Source organism: Pseudonocardia sp. McavD-2-B (assembly GCF_024124365.1).
Lineage (GTDB): Bacteria > Actinomycetota > Actinomycetes > Mycobacteriales > Pseudonocardiaceae > Pseudonocardia > Pseudonocardia alni.
On sequence record NZ_JAMXSG010000270.1, the window covers coordinates 1 to 7,996 of the forward strand.

The following is a 7,996-nucleotide window of genomic DNA, read 5'->3' on the forward strand; positions in this document are numbered from 1 at the left end:
CGGCCGCCCGCACCGGTGCCTGCGCGAGCGGTGCCGGGTCGGCCATCCGCGACGGGGAGCCACCGCCGGGCACCGCGGGACCGGCGGCGAGCGGCGCGGCCGGGCCGGGGCCGGTCTGCTCCCCCTGCTCTCCCTGCGCCGCGACGGGCTGCTCCCCCGGCGTCACGGTGACGACGACCGCCGCGGCGAGTGCGATCGCCCCGACCACGGGGACCGTCACGGCCAGGACCCGCCTGACCAGTCCGGCCCCCGCCGCCCTCCGGTGCCTGCCGCTCATCGCTCGGCCCTCCCCCACGTCCGGTACCGCCCCGCGTCACCGAGCGTCGAGTCTGGACCAGACGGCGCTGCGGGGCCAGCCCGAACGGGTGAGCGGGAGCGGTGTCACCGCTCCAGTGCGCTGTGCATCCGCGCGAGCCGGTCCTTCCGCTCGGCCCGCAGCGACAGCGCCGTCTCCAGGTCGACCGCCACGAACCGGGTGCGGGTGCGCGGCGCCGACTGGGCGACGACGTCGAGGTCCCCGGAGATCACCGTCGCCACCATCATGTAGCCGCCGCCGGACACCGCGTCCCGGTGCAGCACGATCGGCTCCACACCGCCCGGGACCTGGATGGAGCCGATCGGGTAGGGCGAGTCGACGATGTTCGACGGGTCCTGGCCCGCCCCGAACGGCGGCTCACGGTCGACGGTCTCCAGCTCCCCGCCGGTGTAGCGGAACCCGATCCGGTCCGCGACCGGGGTCAGCGTCCACGTGGTGTCGAGGAAGGTGGCGCGGCCCCGGTCGGTGAGCCGGTGGTCGTAGAGCCCCATCACGACCCGGACCTCGACGTCCTTCGCGAGCGACGGCCGCAGGTCCTCGGGTACGACGAGCCCGGCCCGGCCGGTGCCGGACCCGACGGGCAGGACGTCGCCCTCGGCCAGCGGCCGGCCGTCGAGCCCGCCCAGGGCGCCGAGCGCGTACGTGGCGCGGCTGCCGAGCTTCTCCGGCACGTCGATCCCGCCGGACACCGCGAGGTAGGCCCGTGCGCCGGCCTTGAGGTAGTCGAAGGCCAGCACGTCGCCCTCGGCGACGTCGAAGGACTCCCAGACGGGCACCGCCGACCCGTTGACCTTCGGGGCGATCGTCGCCCCGGCGACGGCGAGGGTCGCCGGGCCGGTGAACACCAGCTCCGGGCCCATGTAGACGATCTCCAGTGCGGCGGCGCCGTCCGGGTTCCCGACCAGCGCGTTCGCGCAGGTCAGCGAGTACTGGTCCAGCGCGCCCGACGGCGGGATGCCCAGGTGGTAGTAGCCGGAGCGGCCACCGTCCTGCACGGTGGTGGACAGACCGGGCTTGCGGACCTCGATGCGTGTCACGCGAGCACCTCCAGCAGGCGCTTGTTGTAGCCGTCGGGGTCGTCGAGGAACGGTTGCAGGTCGAACGCCACCGGACGGGCGGTGATCCGGTACTCCCCCGCCTCGGCGGCGGCGTGGAGCTGGTCGTACTCGTCGCGGTCGATGCCGCGGAACTTGACCATGTCCCCGGGCCGCATGAACACCATGTGCTCGGTGAAGTCGGGCTTGGTCTGGGTCGGGTCGTAGATCGGCGCCGGGGTGATGCCGAACATCTGGTAGCCCCCGGCGCCGCGCACCGAGTAGATGCAGGAGAAGCAGCCGCCGTAGCCGACGGTCTGCTTGGGGGTGTCGGTGCGCGGACGCAGGTACTTCGGCACCACGATCTGCCGGTCCCGGGGCACCATCTGGTACTTGAACGGCAGCCCGGCGACGAAGCCGACCATCGAGGTGAACCAGGGCGAGCCGGAGTGCGCGGCGATGAACTCGTCCACCCCGGCGTAGCCGTTGATGCGGGCCGCGTACTCGATGTCGGTGGCCTCGGGGTCCTGGTGGCGGTCGCGGAACCGCATCAGGGTCTCGGTGGTCCACGGGTCCTGGTAGAGCACCGGGATCTCGACGACCCGGCAGTCCAGGGTGACCCCGAGCGCGTCGCCGACCCGGGTCTCCAGCTCCGTCAGCTGCGCCATCAGGGCGTGCGGGTCGAGCACGTCGGGGTCGTAGCGCACCTGGTAGGAGGCGTTCGCCGGGCAGATCTCCAGGATGCCGTCCGGACGTTCGGAGCGGAGCAGGTTGGTGATCGCGACGGCCTTGAAGTTGGCCTGCAGACTCATGTCCTCGGCCAGCTCGACGAACACGAACTCGTCGCCGCCCCAGCTGTAGCGGGCGCTCATGAGGTCCCCTTCTCTTCGGCCAGCCAGTGTTCGAGGGTCCCGGTGTGGAAGTCGGCGTCGGCGACCCACGGCTCCCCGGCCAGGGTGCGGAGCAGCCCGGCGGTGGTCGGGATCCCGGCGACGGAGAATTCGTCGAGCGCACGCCGGGACCGGGCCAGCGCCTCGGTCCGGTCGGCACCCCACACCACGACCTTCGCCAGCAGCGAGTCGTAGTACGGCGGGACCGTCCCGTCGGGCTCCAGCCAGGTGTCGCAGCGCACCCACGGCCCCGCCGGCAGCGTGACCCGCCCGACGCCACCGGGCTGGGGCAGGAAGTCCCGTTCCGGGTCCTCCGCGCAGACCCGGAACTCGATCGCGTGCCCGCGCCGGGAGATGCCGTCCTGGGTGAACCGCAGCGGCTCCCCCGCGGCGACGCGCAGCTGCTCGGCGACGAGGTCGATGCCGGTGACGAGCTCGGTGGTGGGGTGCTCGACCTGGATGCGGGTGTTCATCTCGATGAAGAAGAACTCGCCCGTCTCGTCGTCGACGAGGAACTCCACGGTGCCGGCCGAGGTGTAGCCGACCTCGCGGCACAGCGCGACCGCCGCGGCCGTCATCGCCTCGCGGGTCGCCCCGGTGATCCCCGGCGACACCGCCTCCTCGACGACCTTCTGCCTGCGGCGCTGCAGCGAGCACTCCCGCTCGAACAGGTGGACGGCGTCGCGGCCGTCGCCGAGGACCTGTACCTCGACGTGCCGGGCGCGCTCGACGAACCGCTCCAGGTACATGGTGCCGTCGCCGAACGCCTTCTCCGCCTCGGTCGAGGCCTGCCCGAACGCGGTGCGCAGCGCCTCGGCGTCGGCGACGACCCGGATGCCCCGGCCCCCGCCGCCCGCGGTGGCCTTGAGCATCACCGGGTAGCCGACCTCCTGGGCGGCGGCGACCGCGGCGGCGGCGTCGGCGACACCACCGGGGGTACCGGGCACGGTCGGGACCCCCGCGGCGCGGGCGACCTCCCGGGCGGCGACCTTGTCGCCCATCCGCTCGATCGTCGCCGCGTCCGGGCCGACGAAGGTCAGGCCGGCACCGGCGACGGCGGCGGCGAACGACGCCCGCTCGGACAGGAACCCGTAGCCGGGGTGCACCGCGTCCGCGCCGGTCTCCTCCGCCGCGGCCAGGATCGCGTCGGCGACCAGGTAGGACTTCGACGCGGGCGAGGGCCCGATCGCCACGGCGGTGTCGGCCAGGCGCACGTGCAGGGCGTCGGCGTCGGCCTTCGAGTGCACCGCGACGGTGCCGATGCCCAGGTCCCGCGCGGCCCGGATGATCCGGACGGCGATCTCGCCGCGGTTCGCGACGAGCAGCCTCATGCCGTCTCCACCACCGCCACGGGCTGGCCGGCGTCCACCTCGTCCTCGTCGCCGACCAGGAACTCGACGACGGTACCGGTGGCGCCCGCCGGGATCTGGTGGAAGGACTTCATGACCTCGACCAGGCCGATCGCCTGGTCGTCGGTGACGGCGGCGCCGTCCTCGGCGAACGGCGGGCTGCCGGGGTCGGGACGGCGGTAGAACACGCCGGGGATCGGGGAGACGACCTCGTGTCGGGGCACTGCGGGTACTCCTTCTCAGCTGCTCAGGTGGGGCTTCAGCGCGTCGTGCACGGCACGGGCGAGCTCGACGGCGTTCGGGGTGTCGGAGTGCACGCAGACCGAGTCGGCGCGCACGGTGAGCTCCTTGCCGTTCTCCGAGGTCGCCTTCCCCTCGGTGACCGCGCGCAGGGCGCGTTCCGCGGACCGCACCGGGTCGAACGCCTCGTGCTCACGGGTGATGATCAGCGAGCCGTCGTCGCGGTAGTCCAGATCGGCGTAGTACTCGGCGACGAACCCCGCGGGCCGGTCACCCCAGACCTGCTCGTGCACGGTGCCGACCATGCCGACCAGCGGGGCGCCGAAGACGTCGGCGGCGTCGGCGATCGCGGCGGCGACCTCCGGGTCCCGGGCGGACATGCCGTAGAGCGAGCCGTGCACCTTGACGTGGTTCAGCTCCATGTCGTGCGCGCGCAGGAACCCCGCCAGCGCACCGATCTGGTAGACGACGCCCGCGGTCAGCTCCTCGCGGTCGAGCCTCATCTCGCGGCGGCCGAAGCCCTCCCGGTCGGGCAGCGACGGGTGCGCCCCCACCTTCACCCCGTGCCGCTTGGCCAGCGCCACGGTCCGGGTCATGACCCGGGGGTCGGAGGCGTGGAAGCCGCACGCCACGTTGGCGACGGTCACCCAGGGCATCAGGCCCTCGTCGTCGCCGCAGTGGTAGATCGAGTACGACTCGCCCATGTCACAGTTGATGTCCACCATGTCCGGTCTCCCTCCCGGTGGGTTCAGGCAGTCTGGCCGGACGCGGCGTTGATCGCCCGCCAGACCGCCTGTGGCGTCGCGGGCATGTCCACATGGGTCACACCGAGGTGGGCGACGGCGTCGATCACCGCGTTCACCACGGCGGGCGAGGAGCCGATCGCGCCGGACTCGCCGATCCCCTTGACCCCCATCGGGTTCGTCGGCGACGGCGTGACCAGCTGCTCGAGCTCGAAGTGCGGCAGGTCGGTCGCGGCGGGCACGGCGTAGGACGCCAGGTTGCCCGCCGTCGGGTTGCCGGCCTCGTCGAAGGTGGCGTGCTCGTAGAGGGCCTGCCCGATGCCCTGGGCGATGCCGCCGTGCAGCTGCCCCTCGACGATCGTCGGGTTCACCACGACCCCGCAGTCGTCGACGGCGACGTAGCGGCGGATCCGGGTGAACCCGGTCTCGGTGTCGACCTCGGTGACGCACACGTGCGTGCCGAACGGCCAGGTGAAGTTCGGCGGGTCGAACGCCGAGTCCGCGGTCAGGTTGGGCTCCATGCCCTCGGGCAGGTCGTTCGCCAGCGACGCCGCGCCCGCCACCTCCTGGATGGTCACCGACGGCCCGGCCGTCCCCGCCACCGAGAACCGGCCGCCGGTGAACTCCAGGTCCTTCTCGTCGGCCTCCAGCAGGTGTGCGGCGATCTGCATCGCCTTGTCCAGCACCTTGCCCGCGGCCAGGTGCACCGCGGTGCCGCCGACGGCGAGGCTGCGCGAGCCGTAGGTGTCGCGCCCGAACGGCGCGACGAGGGTGTCGCCGTGCAGGACCTCGACGTCGTCGGGATGCACACCGAGGCGGTCGGCGACGATCTGCGACCAGGCGGTCTCGTGGCCCTGCCCGTGTGGGGAGGTGCCGGTGATGACCTCGACCTTGCCGCTGGTCGTCATGCGCACGGTGGCCTGCTCCCAGCCGCCGGACTGCAGCCGGACCCCCGCCGCGACCTTCGACGGCGACAGCCCGCCGGACTCGGTGAAGTTGCCGAACCCGATCCCGATCTGCACCGGGTCCGAGGAGGAACGGCGGCGGGCCTGCTCGGCGCGCAGCTCGTCGTAGCCGACCAGCTCCATCGCCCGGCGCATGCAGGTCTCGTAGTCCCCGGAGTCGTACTGCACCCCGGACGGGACGGTGCGCGGCTCGAGGAACTTGGGGTGCAGGTTGCGCAGCCGTACCTCGGCGGGGTCCATGCCGAGCTCGCGGGCCAGGTCGTCCATGATCCGCTCGTGGCCGTAGGCGGCCTCGGAGCGACCGGCGCCGCGGTAGGCGTCGGTCGGGGTGAGGTTGGTGAACACGCCCTTCGCGGTGAACGAGTAGTGCCCGAAGTCGTAGAGCCCGCAGAAGGTGAACGCGCCGAACACGGCGATGCCCGGGGTGAGCAGCTGCAGGTAGGCGCCCATGTCGGCGAGCAGCTCCACCTTCATCCCGACGATCTTCCCGTCGCGGGTGGCGGCGACGGAGACGTCCTGGATCTGGCCGCGGCCGTGCGTGGTGGCCTGGTGGTGCTCCGAGCGGGTCTCGGTCCACTTCACCGGGGCCCTCAGCCGGCGGGCCAGGACGAGGGCGAGGAACTCCTCGGCGTAGACGTTCAGCTTCGCGCCGAACCCGCCGCCGACGTCCGGGGCGACGACCCGGATACGGGTGTCCGGGATGCCGGTGACCGCGGCGAGGATGTCGCGCACGAAGTGCGGTACCTGGGTGGCGGTGTAGACGGTGAACCCGGCGCCGACCGGGTCCGGCACGCACACCACCGCGCGCGGCTCCATCGGCGAGGGGACGACCCGCTGCTGCAGGTAGCGCCCGGACACGACGACCTCGGCCTCGGCGAAGGCGGTGTCCACGTCGCCGGTGGCCAGCGGCCAGGTGTAGCAGTGGTTGGTGCCCATCTCCTCGTGCACGACCGGGGCGCCGTCGGCGAGGGCGTCGGCCATGTCGACCACGGCGGGCAGCTCGGCGTACTCGACGTCGACGAGGTCGGCGCCGTCGCGGGCGGCCGCGGCGCTGGTGGCGAGGACGACCGCGACGCCGTCGCCGACGTGGTTGACCTCGTCGCGGGCGAGCGGGCGGTGGTCGGGGATGCGGATGTCCTCGGTGACCGGCCAGCCGCACGGGATGCCGGCGAGGAACTCGTCGTCGACGTCGGCGGCGGTGAGCACCGCGCGGACCCCCGGGACGGCGGCCGCGGCGGCGGTGTCGACCGCGACGATCCGGGCGTGCGGCAGCGGGCTGCGCACGACGACCATGTGCAGGGTGCCGGGCGGGGCGATGTCGTCGGTCCAGGTGGCCCGGCCGGTGAGCAGCGCCTGGTCCTCCTTGCGCTGCATGCGGGTTCCCACCCACGGTGCCGCAGCGGTACCGGTCTCCTGCGTGGCGGTCACAACGCTCCTTCTGACGACGACTGCGGTCCGTGCCGGACAGCGTGATCCGGAACACGCCGGCGCGGTAGTGTCCGCACTGTCCAGTTCGATGTCCGGTACACGCCGATCCGGCAGGGGGCCAGATGGCGCTGACGCTGCGCACGCTGTGTGCGAGCCGCAGTCTCGGACTGCGGCTCGCGTGTCCGTCCGCGGATCAGGATCGACCGCTCACGTGGGTGCATTCGAGCGAACTGTCCGATCCGACGCCCTACCTCGACGGCGACGAGCTGCTGCTGACCACCGGGCTCGGACCGGCGCCCGACCCGGCCGGCTACGTGGACCGGCTCGTCGCGCACGGCCTCGCCGGGCTCGGGTTCGGCTGTGGTCTGGGACACGACGACCTGCTCCCCGCGCTGCGCGAGGCCTGCGCGCGGGCCGGGCTGGCGCTGCTGGAGATCCCCGAGCGCACCCCGTTCCTGGCGCTGACCAAGGCCGTCGCCGAGGCCCGCGCCGCCGACCGCTACGCCGAGGTCGTCCGCACCGACGAGGCGCAGCGGGCGCTCACCGCCGCCGCCCTGGGCGAGGACGACCCCGACACCGGCACCGCCCGGGTGCTGGACCGGCTCACCGACCGCCTCGGCGCCTGGGCGCTGATCTCCGGGGCCGACGGCCGGGTCCGCCGGTCCGCGCCCGCCGGGGCGGCCCGGCGCGCGGTCCTGCTCCGCGCCGAGATCGACCGGGTGCGGGACCACCCCGGGCCGTCCAGCGTCACCGTCGCCGTCGGGGACGGGCAGGTCGTGCTGCAGCCGGTGCGCCTGATCGGGCCCGCGGTGCTCGTCGTCGGGCGGGACCGGCGCTTCACCCCGGTCGACCGGCAGCTCATCGGCTCGGCGGTGTCGGTGCTGACGCTGGCCCACGCGCGCAGCGCCGCGGCCGGGCGGGCCGAGCGCCGGGTGCGGACCGCGGTGCTGCGGGCGCTGGCCTCGCTGCCGGGATGCGGCGCCGAGGACGTGCTCGCCGAGACCTGGGGCCCGCTGCCCGGCGGGGACCTG

The 7,996-nt window shown here is 73.6% G+C and carries 8 protein-coding genes; 1 reads left to right on the plus strand and 7 read right to left on the minus strand.

The genetic code is table 11. From position 1 onward, the window contains the following. The 7 genes from NH602_RS25405 to NH602_RS25435 form a co-directional block, all read right to left on the minus strand. Positions 1 to 220: hypothetical protein (locus tag NH602_RS25405; RefSeq protein ID WP_253069110.1), on the minus strand; the 220-nt coding region annotated here is incomplete at its 3' end. A 161-nt stretch (positions 221 to 381) separates the two neighbouring features. Next, the gene (locus tag NH602_RS25410; protein WP_073574872.1) at positions 382 to 1,353 is read right to left on the minus strand and encodes a biotin-dependent carboxyltransferase family protein; all 972 of its coding nucleotides are present in this window, start codon (positions 1,351 to 1,353) and stop codon (positions 382 to 384) included. Then, positions 1,350 to 2,222, minus strand: coding sequence for an allophanate hydrolase subunit 1 (locus tag NH602_RS25415; RefSeq protein WP_062395016.1), 873 nt, complete (start codon positions 2,220 to 2,222; stop codon positions 1,350 to 1,352). Before NH602_RS25415 ends, NH602_RS25410 begins: the two co-directional genes overlap by 4 nt. Continuing rightward, the gene (locus NH602_RS25420; protein ID WP_253069111.1) at positions 2,219 to 3,571 is read right to left on the minus strand and encodes an acetyl/propionyl/methylcrotonyl-CoA carboxylase subunit alpha; all 1,353 of its coding nucleotides are present in this window, start codon (positions 3,569 to 3,571) and stop codon (positions 2,219 to 2,221) included. The genes NH602_RS25415 and NH602_RS25420 overlap by 4 nt, the downstream gene beginning before the upstream one ends. Continuing rightward, positions 3,568 to 3,813 (minus strand): acetyl-CoA carboxylase, encoded by a 246-nt coding sequence (locus tag NH602_RS25425; RefSeq protein WP_020625095.1) that lies wholly within the window; start codon positions 3,811 to 3,813, stop codon positions 3,568 to 3,570. Before NH602_RS25425 ends, NH602_RS25420 begins: the two co-directional genes overlap by 4 nt. A 15-nt stretch (positions 3,814 to 3,828) precedes the next feature. Next, entirely contained in the window at positions 3,829 to 4,554 is a 726-nt protein-coding gene (gene pxpA / locus NH602_RS25430) for a 5-oxoprolinase subunit PxpA (RefSeq protein WP_073574875.1), read from the minus strand. 23 nt (positions 4,555 to 4,577) lie between these two features. Then, a complete protein-coding gene (locus NH602_RS25435) occupies positions 4,578 to 6,965 on the minus strand; it encodes a xanthine dehydrogenase family protein molybdopterin-binding subunit (RefSeq protein WP_253069112.1) in 2,388 nt (795 codons plus the stop codon). Between the two features lie 122 nt (positions 6,966 to 7,087). Here NH602_RS25435 and NH602_RS25440 point away from each other — a divergent pair. After that, positions 7,088 to 7,996 (plus strand): PucR family transcriptional regulator ligand-binding domain-containing protein (locus NH602_RS25440; protein ID WP_256495750.1); only part of this gene is annotated, 909 nt, incomplete at its 3' end.